Genomic DNA, 15,930 nt, shown 5'->3' on the forward strand with positions numbered 1-15,930 from the left:
TATAACAAAACTGAAAAATAAAAAAGGCCAGTATTTCTACTGGCCTTTCTTTAAACGAACTTTTGATTAACGGTCGAATTTACGACGCGGTTTATCATCAAAACTACGACGTGGACGATCTTCACCACCGAAGCTACGTTTTGGACGATCTTCGCCACCAAACGCTGGACGCTCACCACGTGGTTTATCATCAAAGCTACGACGCGGTTTATCGTTAAAGCCACCTTCGCGACGTGGACGATCTGAGTTGAACTCACGACGTGGACGATCTTCGCCACCAAATGATGGACGCTCGCCACGAGGTTTATCATCAAAACTACGACGTGGACGATCTTCACCACCGAAACTACGTTTTGGACGATCACCAAAACCATTTTCACGACGTGGTTTGTAATCTACGCGGTTACCACGGTTGTCATCATTTGAGTCAAAACGCGGTTTATCATTGAAACCACCTTCACGACGCGGACGATCTGAATTGAACTCACGACGTGGACGATCTTCAAAACCACCTTCACGACGTGGGCGATCTGAATTGAACTCGCGACGTGGACGATCTTCACCACCGAATGGACGTTCACCACGTGGTTTGTCATCAAAGCTACGACGTGGACGGTCATCACGACCACCTTCACGGCGTTTGAAGTTGCTTTCGCCTTCAAAACGACGACCACCGCCAAAACCGCCACCACGACGACCATCACGACCACCGTTGCCGCCACGACCACGACCACCGCCATCACGACCTGAACGAGCAGGAGGTGGAGATGGCTCTAAGCCTTCAATTTCAGAAACACTTAAACGTGCATCTAAATAGTCTTCAAGCGCACGGATTTTACCGCGTTCACGATAAGTCGCTAAAGTAATTGCTTGACCTGTACGACCAGCACGACCTGTACGACCAATACGGTGTACATAGTCTTCATGTTTCATTGGTAAACCGAAGTTAATTACGTGTGAAATTGTCGGTACGTCAAGACCACGTGCAGCAACGTCAGTTGCTACCAAGATTTTTGCACGACCTTCACGAATACTACGTAAACGACGGTTACGAACTGTTTGCGGCATTGCACCGTGAAGTGCAACTACAGAGTGACCTGCTTCTGCAAGTTCTTCAGCCAACATATCTGTATCTTCTTGAGTACTCGCGAATACAACCGCTTGATCAAGAGTTTCATCAGCCAACCAGTGAGTCAGAAGTTTCTTCTTGTGTTCGAAACCATCTGTCCAGTGTAAAGTTTGGGTGATGTCAGTGTTTGTACTGTGACCTGTTTCAATTGCAATACGCTCAGGTTCATTCATCATGCGCTCAGCAAGACGAATAATACGGTCAGCGAAAGTTGCAGAGAACATTAATGTTTGACGACGGTTACCAGCTAAATCGCTGATCGCTTCTAAATCTTCAGAGAAGCCGAGGTCTAACATGCGGTCAGCTTCGTCAACGATTAAAGCTTCAACTTTATCTAACTTTAATTGACGACGGTTTACTAAATCTAATAAACGACCTGGAGTCGCAACAATAACTTGTGCGCCTTTAAGTTGTTGGATTTGCTTACCAAAAGGCATACCACCCATGATTGCAGCAATACGAACACCTTTCATGTGACGTACGAAAGCAATCGCATCTTGGCTAACTTGTTGAGCCAATTCACGTGTTGGGCATAAAACTAAAATGTTAGGTTGGGTCACAGCTTTCATACGTTCTTTGAACGGAACAAAAGTTTCTTGACCAGCTAAATTATGTAATGTCGGTAATAAAAATGCCGCAGTTTTACCAGAACCAGTCTGGCTAGATACTAGAAGGTCTTTTCCTTCTAAAGCTGCAGGAATAGATTGTTCTTGCACAGGAGTCGGGGTAGTAAAACCTAAACCTTCAAGCGCTTGTTGTAAGGTTTCATGCAAAGAAAATTCGGCAAAAGTTTTGCTCATAGAGAGTTTCACCCTAGTGGGTGCTCCATTTTTAATAAATACAAAATAGACATCGGCACAAAGCGGCAAAGCAAAATTAGCTGAAACGTTTTTTCAGCAGCAATCCGAGTAACGACGATGTGGACTAAACGCACGCTTGATTACGGCCGAACCTGAAGAATCGCTGAGCGATCGGGGCGCAAGAAATGGTCCTCTCTATGGACAGCGTGCGCTTACAATGAATAGAACAGAATGTTCAGGTAATGAACGGAAATTTAAGTGCGTGGGCGGATTATAGCAGAAAGAAATTAAAAGTCATGTGTTTTAATCAACTTTCTTCATATTTATTGAACTAACTAAAATTTACCAATTACTTAAAAAATAAAACCCTCTGATAATAGAGGGTTTTATTTATAAATAATTAAATTATTTTGCAGCTTGACCCCAAGCTGGAACTACAGTTTGCATTAAAGGTTTTAGCATTTTGAGTGAACTTGCAAGCACTTGACCATTTTCAAGAGACTCATTACCACCACGTGCATCAACCACTACACCGCCCGCTTCTTTAATAATAAGCTCACCAGCAGCGATATCCCATGGTTTTAAACCAAGTTCAAAGAAACCATCAAAACGACCAGCAGCAACATATGCTAAATCTAGAGCAGCTGAACCACCACGACGAATTTGTGCGCCAGCTTGAGTAACAGCTAATAATGAAGCAAAGTGTTGTTCTGCATAAGATACGATCTCACCAGCACGTTTAGCACGGTAAGGATGGCCTACTGCCAAGAATGTATTTTCTAAAGTATCTTTTACATTTACACGGATACGGCGTTGGTTCATAACTGCACCGCGACCGCGACTTGCAGAGAATAATTCGTCACGTACTGGGTCGTAGATTACGCCGTGTTGAGTAACGCCTTTATGCTGAACTGCAATAGAAATACAGAAATGAGGGAAACCATTAATAAAGTTTTGCGTGCCATCAAGCGGGTCGATTACCCAGCACCAGTCTGCATCGTGACTTTTGCCTTCTTGCAAACCGAACTCTTCACCTAAGAAGCTATGGTTTTTATAACTTTTACGTAATGTATCAATCGTCAATTGTTCCAAATAACGATCTACACGTGTTACTGGGCCATCAATGCCTTTCTCTTCAACTTGCAAATCGAGTTTATGACGATTTTGATGCGCTTTTAAAAGCTCTTGACCAACTGTTTGAGCCGCACGCGCAGCCATAACCACCATAGGTTCCATTGAACACCCACTACAATACAAATTTGAAGATTTTGACAAAGAATAATGCATAAAAGCGCATACATTTTAGCAAATGAATGCGCGTTATGGGAAAAAATGTTTCAAAAATTTTATTAAAGGCTTAAACCACTTGATTTAGCTTAAGCCAAGCTCGTTCAATTGAGCTCAAAATACCTTTAGCATCTAGCCCACAGTCTTGCAGCATTTGACCATGTGACGCCTGCTGCAAGAACAAATCTGGCAGACCTAAATTAATGATAGGTTTAACAATTTGTTCTTGCGCCATGAACTCATTTACTGCACTGCCTGCACCACCCATAATTGCGTGTTCTTCAACAGTTACAAATAATTGTGTATGTTCAGCCAAATCACGAATAATTTTTTCATCAAGTGGTTTCACAAAACGCATATTTACAACACGCACACCAACATCATGTTTTTGTGCAAACTGCTCAGCAGCTTCTATGGCAACCATAACGCGACTACCAAACGCTAAAATCGTAATCTGCTCATCACAAGCAGATTTAATTTCAGCAACTACTTCTGCCTTACCTAACTCAATAGCCGTTAGCTCCTGCTGAATTTCAACGCCTACCCCCGCACCACGTGGATAACGTACTGCTGCTGGCCCATTATAAGCATAGGCTGTATGTAGCATTTGACGGCATTCATTTTCATCTTTTGGTGCCATGATGACTATGTTTGGTACTGTACGCATATATGCATAGTCATATGCACCAGCATGAGTTGGACCATCTTCACCAACCAAACCAGCACGGTCAATGCCGAAAGTTACATCAAGATTTTGTAATGCAACATCATGAATAAGTTGATCGTAACCACGTTGCAAGAATGTTGAATAGATTGCAACAACAGGTTTTAACCCTTCACACGCCATTCCTGCTGCAAGTGTTACTGCATGCTGTTCAGCAATTGCAACATCGAAGAAACGTTTTGGAAATTCTTTAGCAAACTTAACCATGCCCGAGCCTTCACACATGGCTGGAGTAATCGCTAATAAACGCTCATCTTGTGCAGCTTCGTCACACAACCATTGACCAAATACATCAGAATATTTTGGTGGCGTTTTACCTGAAGAAGTCGCATTAATTTTGCCAATTGCATGATAGGTAATTGGGTCAGCTTCTGCCGGAGTAAAACCTTTACCTTTTTTAGTATAGACGTGGACTAAGCGTGGACCTTTACGCTTTTTTAATGCATTAAATACTTGAACGAGTTGATTTACATCATGTCCATCGAAAGGACCGAAGTAATCAAAACCAATCGCTTTAAATAAATTATCGGCCGCATCTGTTGCCGATTGATGTAAACGAGAGTTGTACGTCCATTTCGGATGTGGCTGTACATACGCCTCGCCATGTTCATCGACATTAACTAAATGGCCTTTTTCCCAAATTGCAGCTAAATGTTTAGCAAAACCACCTGTACTGCAAGAAATCGACATGTCATTGTCATTAAGTACAACAATTAAATCGGCATCGTGTGCCACAGCATCGTTCATGGCTTCAAATGCCATACCTGCTGTCATTGCGCCATCACCCACTATACAAACCACTTCACATGGGTCATTTTGATAGCGACGTGCTAAAGACATTCCTAGACCTGCTGAAATTGCAGTTGATGAATGCCCTACGCCAAACGTATCAAAAACTGATTCTTCTCTAGCTGGAAATGCTGCCAAACCGTTTTTAGCACGGATGGTTGTCATTTGCTCACGGCGACCAGTCAAGACTTTGTGTGGATATGCCTGATGTCCTACATCCCAAACTAATCGGTCATTTGGAGTATTAAAGCAATAATGCAGCGCAACCGTCAGCTCAACCACGCCGAGGTTAGCACCGAAATGGCCACCACTCTGGCCTGCTGCATATAAAATATATTGACGCAACTCATCAGCCACTTGAACCAATTGGCTATGCTCGAGCTGACGTAATTGTTGAGGATGATCAATTGCATCTAACAATGGCGTAACAGGGCGTTGAGTTGGAATTTCGGTATACAACATATGTGGCAAAGCCTTTATAAGCCTGGCAAATCCTAAGCTGGGTCAAAATGGGTCGATCATACAATCGAATGAAGTCACCTTCAATCAGCCACATTTGCGAACGAGGTCATGCAAAGCAGTCTCTCATACAGTATGGGTATGGTTGGCAGATTATCCTGAATAATCTGACTATTTATCAACTATTATCGTCTTCTTTATACAAAAAAGAAAACCTTAGTGTTCAAAATGATTATGACAATTCGACCAATCTCCCAGCATTACGCTATACTTTAAACCGTTTTCGGTTAAAAGATGAGTTAATCTGTGCCTATAGAGTTCATTGCAACATCAAAACTCCCGACTGCTTTTGGTGAATTCAATATTTCTGTGTTTCAAGATCCAGTATCAGGTGAAGAACATGTGGCACTTTCTAAAGGGTTAGAAAATCCACCCACAGGCCCTGTTTTAGTACGTGTTCATTCTGAATGCTTAACGGGTGATGCTTTTGCGTCATTAAAATGTGACTGCGGCCCTCAATTACAGGCAACTCAAAAGCTCATTAACGAAGCAGGTCAAGGCGTTATTTTATATTTACGTCAAGAAGGACGTGGTATTGGACTTACAAATAAAATTCGTGCGTATGCCTTACAAGATCAAGGTCATGACACGGTAGATGCAAATTTACTTTTAAATTTACCCGCCGATGCACGCCGTTATGACATGTGTAGCATTATGCTTGATCATTTAAAAGTAAAAGAAGTTAAGTTAATTACTAATAATCCTTTGAAAATTCAGGCACTCAAGGACCAAGGTATTAATGTGGTTGGTCGTGTTCCGTTAACGGTTGGACGTAATCCTTTTAATGAACAATATTTAAAAACTAAACGTGAACGCATGGATCACCTTTATCAAAAAGATGATTTCTAAAACAAAATTATAAATTTAAAAATAATTGGAAGGGATTTTTAAGACATTTCTTAAAAATCCCTTACTTTTTTTATGGTTTTGTGTTTTGATGTATCTATCTCCTATCTCAATCATCTTTGAGGGTCACTATGCAACATCCGACTTCAACAGATATTCAACGTGTCCGCGAATTTCTCCTCGATTTACAAGCCCGTATTTGTGCTGGTTTAGAACAACAAGAAAAAGCTGGCGGTGGTACGGGTGAATTCATTATTGATGATTGGGAACGTCCAGAAGGTGGTGGTGGTCGTTCACGAGTTTTACAAAATGGTACCGTGATTGAAAAAGGTGGTGTGATGTTTTCTCACATCAACATTAGTAAACTGCCCGCTTCTGCTACAGAAAGACATCCTCAAATTGCTGGTGCTAAAGCACAAGCGCTCGGTGTGTCATTAGTCATTCACCCTAAAAACCCGAATATTCCAACCTCCCATGCCAATGTACGTTTATTCGTTGCAGAGCCTGAAGGACAAGATCCAATTTGGTGGTTTGGCGGTGGTTTTGACTTAACACCGTTCTATCCAGATGAACAGGATGTTATCGATTGGCATCAAGCCGCATATGACCTATGCCAGCCTTTTGGTGACAATGTCTACGCTGAACATAAAAAATGGTGTGATGACTATTTCTATCTAAAACATCGAGATGAACAGCGTGGTGTCGGTGGTTTATTCTTTGATGATTTAAATTGCTGGGATTTCGAAACCTGCTTTAAATATATCCAAGCTGTAGGCAATGGTTATTTAAATGCCATTCTGCCAATTTTTGAAAAACATCGTGAACAGCCTTATACCGAAGCTCAACGAGAGTTCCAGCTTTACCGTCGTGGTCGTTATGTCGAATATAATTTAGTCTATGACCGCGGAACATTGTTTGGTTTACAAACAGGTGGACGTATTGAGTCTATTTTAGTCAGTCTGCCTAATCTTGCAGCTTGGTCATATCGTCCAGAATGGGATGAAGACTCGCCAGAAAAACGCTTAACCGACTATTACTTAAAACCTCGTGACTGGTTAAACCTAAAAGAAAAAGTCGCTTAATTTTTTGCTTTTCGGAGATTCTTTGGCTTCCACCCTAAAGAATCTCCTTTTTTATTTCCAATTTTCTGAATCTCATTCAAATATTTTTTCTTATTAAAATTTGGCTTATAGTGAGGCCAGCTGAAAATTCAGTACAGACTTTATCTGCCTCATGCCATTTTAAAATTTTGGATATAAGAATGACCAAACAGTTTGCAGTAATTGGCAACCCCATCGAACAATCACGCTCTCCTGAATTGCATCATGCTTTCGCTCAAAAAACAGGTGTTGACCTAGACTACCAAAAACGTCTCGCACCTCTTGATGGTTTTGAGCCGAGTATGCGTAGTTTCTTTGAAAATGGCGGGAGTGGCATGAACGTTACCGTGCCGTTTAAAGAACAGGCGTTTGCTTTGTGTGATGTGCTGACTGAACGTGCTCAAATTGCCAAAGCTGTAAATACACTTTGGATGAAAGATTGCAAATTACATGGTGACAATACAGATGGCCAAGGCTTAGTTGCCGCAATTCAAGCTTTAGATTGGAACCTAGAAAATACAACAATTTTAATTTTAGGCGCTGGTGGTGCAACTCGCGGCGTTATTTACCCGCTTGTGCAGGCTGGTGCTAAAAAGATTGTGATTGCAAACCGGACTCTTGCTCGTGCTGAACAACTTGTAGATGACCTAAAAGCAGCAGTTCCTCAAGCTCAATTGCAAGCAATTTCTCTAAATGAGCTAGAAGGGAAATTTGATATTGTAATTAATGCAACTTCTGCAAGCCTGTCTGGTGATGCATTACAACTACCAGAAAGTCTAGAGTTCAAATATGCCTATGAGATGGCCTATGGCAAGCCATCTAGCTTCCTTGATCAAGCGAAACAGCGCAATGTACCTTATGCGGAAGGTTTTGGCATGCTCGTTGGCCAAGCCATTGAAGCCTTCTATATCTGGAATGGTGTAAAGCCAAAATTAAAAGATTTTCTATAAGTCAAAAAAAGAACCTACACGAAGTAGGTTCTTTTTTATTTCATCTATTATTTTTTAGCTGTAACCATCTGCTTATAAACATCTCGGAAAATCTCATAATCAATAAATTCATTATGTTCAGGTTTTAAATTCTGAATTGTTTTTTCCGTAAGTTGCTGTTTACGAGCAGCGACATAAACTTTACCTAAAATATCAGCTGTTTCTGACAACAAATGTTTTTCTTCATCAGAACTACCATTTTGTTTTTCAAACTCTAATTGATACTGTTTTGAGAAAAGCTGTTCAGGTTGCTTATATTGTTTCTGTAGTTTTTGCCATGCTTCACGCCCAGCTTCACCTTGTATTGTTGTGATCACAATATGGTCCACAGCTCGGCCTAAGTCATTATCAAACTGATCTTCTTGCTCAAGATGATGTTTTTTCTGTAACGCCTCAATACGTTCTAAAGCTTTGCCTTGAGGGTTATAAGTTTCCTCTTCAGAGAACCAATAAGCATAGACCTCGGCAATTTCTTGCAACTGTTGAACTGAATAATAATGAATATATGACGGTTTTTCAGCAGTCAATTTTGCAATAAAAACAGCCTTATACGTTTTATCATAAGTATGTGTTGCATCATAAGTTTGGTTAGCCAACAGCGCCAGACTAGAATCTAAATCTTGTACATCGCTATGTGCACCAACTGGATGCTCAGAAACATCACCCTGTCCAAGTTTTTCACTAAATCCTTTTACGAAGTTTTCGAATAAAGAACCTTTGCTTGCCTCTGCAACTGATTTAGCTTGTTTAAGCTGCTGCTGATTAATTGAGGTCGCTTTACCATAGTTGAGAATTTGCATGTCTGCTTTAATATTAAAGCGATGGTTAAATTCAGCTGGTGTATACGCAATATCATAATCCGCGTTGACTAAACGGCCCTTTTCATCCAGTCCGACATCAATCGCAACCGGATTTCTTTGTTTTGGTAAAGCTTGTTCAATTTCTGCCTTATGCTTGTTCCATAGAGCTTTGAATGCCTCATCATCAACAAACTGGTTTTGATCATAAGCAGCAAAAGTTTGTTTCAAGGCAGTTTGACGAGCCTTAATCTGAGTTTTTTCGGTATTTACAGCACTCCGATCAAGCACATCAATACCGTAAATTAGACAGTAATTAATATCACCTAAGGCAACAGGACTTTTTTGAGACTGTAATTCAACACACTGATCTTCTGTAAGTGAAGCCACTTCTTCATCTTGTGTGACTTCTTCAGCATCTGCTACAGCAACATCTTCGGCTTGGGCCGTATCAGAAGCTTCCTCTTCGGCTGCCCCATCTTGAGCTGCACTTGATTGGTCTTCATCACCATATTCTGAATCTAGAGCATTACCGAAATGAGCATTAATCAGTGAGTAAAGTTGTTGGCTAACTGCGGCTGCATCTTCAGAAGAAACTTTTTGCCCATCAGCATTACCTTCTTTACTCTTCGCTTCTGAAGCAGCTAATTCAGTTGCTATAGTTTCGGCAATCTTTTCTTCATCAAAACCGAAAACATTTTTTTGCAGATATTTAGCATTGACCTGACTATAGAGCTCCGATTGTAGCAATAACGCTTCAACCGTATCTTTTAAACGAATTTTTTCTACAATTCCCGCTTTACGCTCAGCGTCACTAACTGATAAACGCTGTAAATTTTGTGGTTCAGCCAAACGATAAGATACAGCGCCAGAAGCTTTCGCATATTCAACGAATTTCTTCATATCGACATTCGTAAACAGATTTTTATACTTTGAAAAATCGACATACGCCAAATTATTTTGATTATCTTTATTGACCAGATAAGGCATTAATCCGAAATAATTAACGTAAAATTTATAATCCTTCAGATCAAGTACCATTGGCAATTTTGCCTGTACCAAAAGTGTCGGTTTTTCATACCTTGCTGTAAGGTTTAAAGACCCCATTTTTTGACGATAATGAACCGAACCATCGTAACTAAATTGAAGATCATTTAATAAATTAATTAATACGGCGTTTACTTTTTCTGAGCGTGATTCACCAGAAATGCCTGAATCCGCTTGTTCATTTGCAATTGCGGCATACAGCGCCTGCTTCTGTTTTTTATTCAAATTAATTTTTTGTTCACGTAAATATTGATCTACTTTTTTTTGCACTGCAGCATCTAGCTGCACTGTTTTTTCTACATTATTTATTTTTTTTGACTGATTTGGATCAACACTAACTTTAAAATGCCCACGATAGTCATAGCTTGGGTATTCATATATTGCATTCATACCCTGAATGACTTTTTGATCTAACTGAGTAGATGCTACCGATGGACGTAGGTTATGCTGCGCACAAGCGGTCAAACCCAAACTAAATAAACATAAACTGAGATATTTTAAATGCATAACCTTTTTTAAAACCTTATCGCTTTATCTTTTTAACAAAACTTGCTAAAAATAAGAAAATTACTTGTTTTTTCACATAAAAGTATAAGTCCTGAATGTAGCAGAAATTATAATTTCAGGTGTATTTATTTTCGACAAAATTCGCTTTTCTGACATTTCTTTCGGGTGCGATTAACATTGTATTTTTATCATGTGAGTGAATAATCAAATCATCGATACAGATAATCCCACAATGATTCAAAATTAGGATTAAAGCCATGCCAGCATATAAAGCCCCGCTACACGATATCCGCTTCTTAATGAATGAAGTACTAGATTACCCTGCTCACTATAAAACTTTATCAAATGGTGAAAATGCAGATCCAGATACTGTTGATATGATTCTTGAAGGTGCGGCAGATTATTGTGAAAACGTATTGTCGCCACTTAACCAATCTGGTGATGAAGAAGGTTGCCATTTTGACAACGGCGAAGTAACTACTCCTAAAGGCTTTAAAGAAGCTTATGACCAATTCGTAATGGGCGGTTGGCAAGGTCTTTCTTACCCAGAAGAATTTGGTGGTCAAGGCCTTCCAATGTCTTTAAACCTAATTAAATCAGAAATGATGGGTACTGCAAACTGGTCATTTACCATGTACCCAGGTTTAAGTTCTGGTTGTATGAACACTATTTTGCAATTCGGTACTGATGAGCAAAAACAAACATATATGCCTAAGCTTGTTGAAGGCACTTGGAGCGGCACAATGTGCTTAACCGAACCTCAATGTGGTACAGACTTAGGGCAGGTAAAAACTAAAGCTGAACCTCAAGCAGACGGTAGTTACAAAATCACCGGTACGAAAATCTTCATTTCTGCCGGTGAACATGATTTAACTGAAAACATCATTCACATCGTACTTGCACGCCTTCCAGATGCACCTGCTGGTACTCGCGGTATCTCATTATTCATCGTACCAAAATTTATGCCTACAGCTGATGGCGGTGTTGGTGAACGCAATACAGTCGCTTGTGGTTCAATCGAACACAAGATGGGGATCCGTGCATCTGCAACTGCGGTACTCAACTTTGATAATGCAACTGGTTATTTAATCGGTGAAGTGAACAAAGGCCTACATGCAATGTTTACCTTCATGAATACAGCACGTATTGGTACTGCTGTTCAAGGTATTGCACACGCTGAGTTATCTTTCCAAGGCGCATTACCATATGCCAAAGATCGTATGTCAATGCGTGCGCTTTCTGGTAAAAAAGATCCAGATAAAGTTGCTGATGCAATCATTCACCATGCAGACGTACGCCGTATGCTGTTAACTCAAAAAGCAATCGCTGAAGGCGGTCGCTCTATGATTTACTACGCTGCTCAAATCGCTGACAAAATGACAGATGCTTTAGCACGTGGTGATCAAGCTGCTTTTGAAGACTACGATGATAAACTTGGTTTCTATACACCAATTTTAAAAGGTTTCTTAACTGAACTTGGTTTAGAAGCTGCTAACCACGGTATGCAAGTTTACGGTGGCCATGGCTATATTAAAGAATGGGGTATGGAGCAAATCGCACGTGATGCACGTATTGCGACCTTGTATGAAGGAACAACTGGTGTTCAAGCACTCGACTTAATTGGTCGTAAAGTGTTGTTAAGTTCAAAAGGTAAAGTAGTTCGTGAATATACTGCTGAAATCTTAAAATTCTGTGCTGCACATGCACGTAATAAATATTTACGTCGTTTTGCTTGGGACTTAACTAAGCTTTGTGCTCAGTGGAACACTTTAACAGTTCGTATCATGCTTGCTGCACGTAAAGACCGCGACATCGTATCTTCTGCTTCTGTAGATTTCTTGATGTTCTCAGGCTACGTGATGATGGCTTATTTCTGGGCTCAACAAGCTGTGGTTGCTTCTGAAAAATTAGAAGCAGGTAACGGCCAAGAAACTGCTGAGTTCTATAAAGCAAAAATCAAAGTTGCTGATTTCTACTTTGATCGTTTATTGCCACGCGCTCAAGGTCATGCAGAATCGATGGTGACAACATCTCGCACACTAACATCATTACCAGTTGAACACTTTAGCTTCGACTACTAATGATTTTTAAGTTTTGAAATAAAAAGAGCGCAATTTATATTGCGCTCTTTTTTATATTTTTCGGATATCTATTCTTTAGTTAAAACATAAGCCTGATTTGGAACAAAATAATTTTGCTCTAAAAATTCACGATTTTTTCCATAGTCGCTATAAAGTAACTTTTCTAAATTTGTGACCAATCTTTTATTTGAATCAATATTAAAATAAAAATTAACTTTAGATAATGGACATTGAATCGTTAACTCACGCTCTTTTTCATCCACTTTCCAATTTAGAGTAGGACATAATTGATTTACAGCGGCACTTTTAGCCCCGTCTTTACTTCCCACACGACCAAAATGAACAACATTCCAATAAGCCGACCCATTTGGTAATAAATTTAAAATGTACTCTGCTTCGCCTGATTCACAATCAGCAAAAGCATCCTCGCATGAAATACGAGTATGATATCGCCCTACATATTGCAATGAGGCTGCGTTTAATTTTTGGGTTTGATCTGAGGTATCTTCAGGTAAGAAAGTTCGTCCAGCGACATAATCCAATGTTTTTATAGACGTACTACTTTTTATTAAATTTTCTTCATGATTAGAACTAGAACTTGTATTTGAATGATCTTTTGAATTGGTATGATTTATATCGCAAGCACTCAGTGTCATGCACATCGCAGCCACTACAACCACATGCTTAACTGAAAAACGAGACCACTTCAAAGACATATACATTATTCACAGATAACAGCAACAGCTCTATTTACACTTCAAATCAAGTATTAGCTGATGGCCGCTTTAAACTCTTAAGCCCTGAAAGGGTGCATTTTAGTAGATGTTGGTTTCGTTCCTTTCAATCCTTTACATATTTTAACTATTTTACTTTTTAAAGGACTTTAAACCCTTTATTTCGTCTCCATATTTTTATTAAGCAAGAGCAATAGCTTCTTGTAACTTTTATCTTTAAGGAGAATTAGATGGCCAGTTCTGGTTTATATCGCTCGAACCGACACAGCATGATCGCCGGTGTAATGGGTGGTATTGCTGAACGTTTTGGTTGGAACGTAACTTTACTACGTGTCATTTTTGTTTTGATCTCAATTATGAGTGCTGCCTTTCCAGGAATTTTAGTTTATCTGGTTTTATGGTTAGTGATTCCGAAAAAACAGCCAGAACATATTGAAGGCTATCGACAATCCGTCCGAACAGTAAATGAAGAACAAGTACGTTAATTCATAACTTTGGTCGCTACGGTTGCATCCCCTAATCAACCGTAGCTTTTTTTATTCTAAAAATTATAACTTTCGATTTAACTGTTGCTGTAATGCAGCAATCATATCTGCACGGCTAATCATTCCTATAAGCTTACGATCTTCAACAACAGGAATGTAATTAAAAGACTTTTCAACAAAGTATGGCACTAAATCTTGAATAGGTTGAATTGGCAGTACGGTAACCACTCGACGGCTCATAATTTGTTTTACATAATGCTGCCAAGAATTCCTTGGGTCAGCTGCACCTTTAAACCACTCTACGACTTCATATAACGCTAAAGTTCCAACCAAATGGTTTTCTGCATTTACTACAGGGAGGCTCATTAAGTTCACTTGTTTAAACTTATCGAGTGCCTGATGAATATCATCATCTTCATGTAGTTTAATCACATCACGACTCATAATATCCTGACAGATATATTGATTTACCATACGTTCATTGGCATGTTCCTGAGCTTCTAAAATGATTTTTTCTAAGTCGTATTGGCTAATATCTAAAAGCTCAGTGTGATGCCCTAATGCATACTCAATATCTTTCGGCTGAATTGATACTTTTTGAGTTGGCGTTGGGTCTTTACTTCGCTCATTTAAATGAGCGGTAACTGGGTAATGTCGCCCAATCAATCGATTGAAGAAAACGGCAACCCCAAGTAGAAGTAACGAGTTGAGTAAAACTGGATAAAAAATAAAATAAAAGCCTAATTTATGAATTGTCGCCCCACCTAATACCGCGGTAATTGCGACTGCGCCACTCGGCGGATGTAAAGAGTCGGTGGTCATCATTAAAAATATAGCAAAACCCACAGCCACACTAAAAGCCGTGGTTAAATCAGGAATCCACTGTGCACAGGCAACACCAATAATTCCGGCTAAGGTATTACCAACAATTACATTCCATGGTTGGGCCAAAGGACTAGTCGGCACAGCAAAAAGAAGAACAGATGAGGCACCCATTGGGGCGATGTACCATGCATTAATTCCCCCCAGAACATACCAGCTAATTAAGGAGGAAATTGCTAAACCACACAACGCTCCAATACCGCAAAGTAACCGTTCTTTTAAGGGTAAAACCTTAAAATTTGGCTTTAAAATCTGTAACCATTCTCGCTGTATAACACTCACAGTACACCTTAGGGGATATGCCGTCATTTATAACGGGCAAAAGTATACGCCCAAAGCCACATAAAGTGCATTTAAATTATACCTTTCAACAATAAGAAAACTGGCTGAATTATTCTTTATGATTTTAAAACTTTAATATTCCGTCAATTTTTCATTTAAATAACGCCAATACCGCTTCGGCAAATATTGCACATGAAGTTTTATATTCTGGCGTTCAGTAATATTTACACTGTTAAAATAATCCTTCCAAAGCTGATCATATAAAACTTCCTGCTCATCAAGCTCAAGCTGAAAGCTTTGACTCATCCCATTTTTTAAATTGCGGTCAACCTCAGAGGCTTCGAGTGAAACTTCATGTATTTCACATAAATCATAATAAAGCCCGAACTTGCGTTGCTCGTCATAAATAAGCCAACGCTGATCTTGATAGCGCCGTTTAAAATGTGGCTGAATAAGCGGTAAAACATTAAAATCAGGACACACTAAACTTAAAAAAAGTTCATCCTTGGTTTTCTTAAACCGAATAAAAGCTTCCATCCGATGCTTCTCTCGCCCGACCTTTTTCGACCACTGTGCAATCGCTAAAACACTCGGATTTGAATAATCTTTTTCTATAGAAACATGGTTAGTAAACACATAGATACAATAATTAAATAAATGCTGATAGGCATCTAAAGATTCAGATAAAGATGCAAAATAAAATTGTTTTAACGAAGAAGATGAAAGCTTTTTTTGTAGCGCAGACCACACACGCTCAGCATGCTGCTCGTTATTTGCAACCTCAATTTTATCGGCAAATAAGCCATGTTGAGCCGTATCATTCAAGCAAAGCCTGACCTGTAATTCTTTAAATTGAAAAGCACGAAAAACACAGCTCAGCAGCCCAACCATCGAACCATCAAAATAGTAAGCTACTTCATCATTAAACATGA

At 39.6% G+C, this 15,930-nt stretch carries 12 protein-coding genes; 5 read left to right on the top strand and 7 right to left on the bottom strand.

What is annotated here, in order from left to right:
- Positions 1–66: 66 nt before the first annotated feature.
- The 3 genes from ACTJJH_RS04590 to dxs all read right to left on the bottom strand — a co-directional run bounded on the left by ACTJJH_RS04590 (position 67) and on the right by dxs (position 5,191).
- Positions 67–1,929 (bottom strand): DEAD/DEAH box helicase, encoded by a 1,863-nt coding sequence (locus ACTJJH_RS04590; protein WP_016143582.1) that lies wholly within the window; start codon positions 1,927–1,929, stop codon positions 67–69.
- A 405-nt stretch (positions 1,930–2,334) separates the two neighbouring features.
- Complete coding sequence (locus ACTJJH_RS04595; RefSeq protein WP_440600802.1) at positions 2,335–3,165, bottom strand: inositol monophosphatase family protein; 831 nt, start codon at positions 3,163–3,165, stop codon at positions 2,335–2,337.
- 121 nt (positions 3,166–3,286) lie between these two features.
- On the bottom strand, positions 3,287–5,191 hold the full coding sequence (gene dxs / locus ACTJJH_RS04600) for a 1-deoxy-D-xylulose-5-phosphate synthase (protein WP_199985550.1): 1,905 nt from the start codon (positions 5,189–5,191) through the stop codon (positions 3,287–3,289).
- 303 nt (positions 5,192–5,494) lie between these two features.
- Here dxs and ribA point away from each other — a divergent pair, with 303 nt between their 5' ends.
- The 3 genes from ribA (at position 5,495) to aroE (ending at position 8,144) form a co-directional block, all read left to right on the top strand.
- Complete coding sequence (gene ribA / locus ACTJJH_RS04605; RefSeq protein ID WP_002116908.1) at positions 5,495–6,097, top strand: GTP cyclohydrolase II; 603 nt, start codon at positions 5,495–5,497, stop codon at positions 6,095–6,097.
- A gap of 128 nt (positions 6,098–6,225) precedes the next feature.
- Entirely contained in the window at positions 6,226–7,176 is a 951-nt protein-coding gene (gene hemF, locus ACTJJH_RS04610) for an oxygen-dependent coproporphyrinogen oxidase (protein ID WP_019767450.1), read from the top strand.
- 179 nt (positions 7,177–7,355) lie between these two features.
- The gene (gene aroE / locus ACTJJH_RS04615; protein ID WP_440600803.1) at positions 7,356–8,144 is read left to right on the top strand and encodes a shikimate dehydrogenase; all 789 of its coding nucleotides are present in this window, start codon (positions 7,356–7,358) and stop codon (positions 8,142–8,144) included.
- Positions 8,145–8,191: 47 nt separating this feature from the next.
- Here the strand turns inward: aroE and ACTJJH_RS04620 are convergent, their stop codons facing one another.
- Entirely contained in the window at positions 8,192–10,534 is a 2,343-nt protein-coding gene (locus ACTJJH_RS04620) for a hypothetical protein (protein ID WP_440600804.1), read from the bottom strand.
- Positions 10,535–10,791: 257 nt separating this feature from the next.
- Between ACTJJH_RS04620 and ACTJJH_RS04625 the strand changes: the two genes are divergently transcribed.
- Positions 10,792–12,615 carry an acyl-CoA dehydrogenase C-terminal domain-containing protein gene (locus ACTJJH_RS04625; protein ID WP_002116803.1) on the top strand — a complete coding sequence of 608 codons (1,824 nt, stop codon included), beginning with the start codon at positions 10,792–10,794 and terminating at the stop codon, positions 12,613–12,615.
- Between the two features lie 68 nt (positions 12,616–12,683).
- Here the strand turns inward: ACTJJH_RS04625 and ACTJJH_RS04630 are convergent, their stop codons facing one another.
- A complete protein-coding gene (locus ACTJJH_RS04630; RefSeq protein ID WP_081309275.1) occupies positions 12,684–13,331 on the bottom strand; it encodes a hypothetical protein in 648 nt (215 codons plus the stop codon).
- A 248-nt stretch (positions 13,332–13,579) separates the two neighbouring features.
- On the opposite strand from ACTJJH_RS04630, the gene ACTJJH_RS04635 reads away from it, so the two are divergent.
- Positions 13,580–13,834, top strand: coding sequence for a PspC domain-containing protein (locus ACTJJH_RS04635; protein WP_002116779.1), 255 nt, complete (start codon positions 13,580–13,582; stop codon positions 13,832–13,834).
- 63 nt (positions 13,835–13,897) lie between these two features.
- Here ACTJJH_RS04635 and ACTJJH_RS04640 read toward each other — a convergent pair whose 3' ends face one another.
- Positions 13,898–14,998 carry an HPP family protein gene (locus ACTJJH_RS04640; protein WP_415871420.1) on the bottom strand — a complete coding sequence of 367 codons (1,101 nt, stop codon included), beginning with the start codon at positions 14,996–14,998 and terminating at the stop codon, positions 13,898–13,900.
- Between the two features lie 132 nt (positions 14,999–15,130).
- A complete protein-coding gene (locus ACTJJH_RS04645; RefSeq protein WP_440600805.1) occupies positions 15,131–15,928 on the bottom strand; it encodes a TIGR03915 family putative DNA repair protein in 798 nt (265 codons plus the stop codon).
- Positions 15,929–15,930: the final 2 nt, after the last annotated feature.

This window comes from Acinetobacter sp. 22301 (assembly GCF_052045285.1).
In the GTDB taxonomy this organism is placed as follows: domain Bacteria; phylum Pseudomonadota; class Gammaproteobacteria; order Pseudomonadales; family Moraxellaceae; genus Acinetobacter; species Acinetobacter pittii.